This is a genomic window from Streptomyces anandii JCM 4720 (assembly GCF_014650655.1).
Taxonomy (GTDB): Bacteria; Actinomycetota; Actinomycetes; order Streptomycetales; family Streptomycetaceae; genus Streptomyces; species Streptomyces anandii.
This window is the reverse complement of sequence record NZ_BMVJ01000003.1, coordinates 228,137-229,832: the sequence shown is the minus strand read 5'-3', so window position 1 is coordinate 229,832 and position 1,696 is coordinate 228,137. Positions and strand designations below refer to the sequence as shown.

Sequence of the window (1,696 nt, the reverse complement as noted above, 5' to 3'; positions counted from 1 at the left end):
GGCGACCCGGACCCGGCCGAGCGGCTGCGCACGCTGCTGGAACCGCCGTTCGACCTGGCCGAGGCGCCCCTGTGGCGGTTCGAGCTGGTCGACGGCGGTGAGCGGGGCCAGACCCTGGTCTTCGGCGCCCACCACGCCGTGAGCGACCTCCAGTCACTGCTGCTGGTGGCCGCGGAACTCGACGCCGAACTGTCCGGCACGCCGCTCGACGGCGCCGTCACCAACCGCGACATCGCCCTGCTCGTCGAGGCGCAGCAGGGCGGCGAGGGCCCCGGCCCCGAGTGGCGCGAGGCCTTCCACGGCAGTGAGCGGCTCGACCTGGAACTCACCGGGCCGCGTCCCGCCGTACGGTCCTACCGCTCGGGCAGCGTCACCGTGACGATCCCCGACGGGCTCACCGAGCAGATCGCGGCGGCCGCGAGCGCCCTGGCGGTCACGCCGGCCGCCTTCTGCCTCGGCACGCTGACCGTGTTGCTGGCCAGGAAACGGCAGCGGGAGCGGTTCGTGCTCGCGGTGCCCGTGGACACGCGGGTCCACGCCGACGCGTACGACGCGGTGGGCTTCTTCGGCGTGCCCGTGCCGTTCCCGGCCGAAGCTCGGGCGGCCGAGCCGGTCGCCGAGGTGCTGCGGCGCACGGACGGCCGGATGCGGCGGATCCTGGCCAGGGGCGCCATGTTCTCCGACGTCCTGGCGACCCTGGCCCGGCAGGGGCTTCACCGGCCCGGCGCGCCGCTCGTCGAGGTCTACTTCAACTACGTGCGCTCCTCACGCCGCCTCACCGGGCTCGAGGTGCTGCCCGCGGGCACCGGCTACTCCGACCTCGACCTGATGATCACCATGACCCCCGACGCGGGCCGCGTCCGCATCGACCACAACCTCGACATCCTGGACGCGTCGGCGGCGAGCGAGCTGGGGGAGGAATTCCTCCGGCTGCTCACCCAGACGGCACAGGACGCCACCGCGCCCGTCGGCCCCGAGCCGGCGCAGGGGCCCACGGCGCTCGTCGGGCCAGAATCGGCGCGGGGTTCCTCCGTGCCCGTCGCGCCCGAGTCGAGGCAGGAGCCCGCCGTGCTCGCCGAGCCCGAGCCGGCGCGAAACGCCTCCGTGCCCGCCGAGCTCGAGGCGACGCAGGGTCCGGCTGCGGCCGTCGCGCCCGAGACCCCGGCCCCGCCGCGTCGCTCCCTCGCTCTCGCCGCAACCTTCGCGCTCGGCAATCTGCCGGCGATGTGCGAGGCGGCCGTCGCGGAAGGCGCCGGGGAGCCGGGGTGGGCGGTGGCGGAAGCGCCGTACCACCAGGTGCTCGCGAGCCTTCAGGATCCCGCCGGGGTCTTCGCGGACCCCGCGACGGCGGTCGGGGCGGTGCTGCTGCGGGCGGCGGACCTGGAGCGCTTCGGCCCCGTCGACGACGCGCTCCTCGCCGAACTGCGCACCTCCTACCCGGCCGCGCTCAAGGCCCTGGCCGAACGCACCCGCAAGCCGCTGGTCGTCGGCTTCCTGCCCGCCGCCCGGCCGAGCGAGCGACTCGGGAAGTGGGAGCGGGAGGTCGCCGCGGCACTCGCCGAGGTGCCCGGTGTCGCGGTGCTCGCCCCCGGCGACTGGGACCGGCACCACGAAACCGGCGAACGCTTCGACGGGCGCACCGAGCGGCTGGCCCACCTCCCCTTCACCCCGCACTTCCAGGCCGCGGTGGCCCTCC

At 75.6% G+C, this 1,696-nt stretch carries 1 protein-coding gene; it reads left to right on the top strand.

Annotation, left to right across the window (positions count from 1 at the left end; all coding sequences use genetic code 11):
- Nucleotides 1–1,696 (top strand): condensation domain-containing protein (locus IE249_RS36515; protein WP_229857731.1); only part of this gene is annotated, 1,696 nt, incomplete at both ends.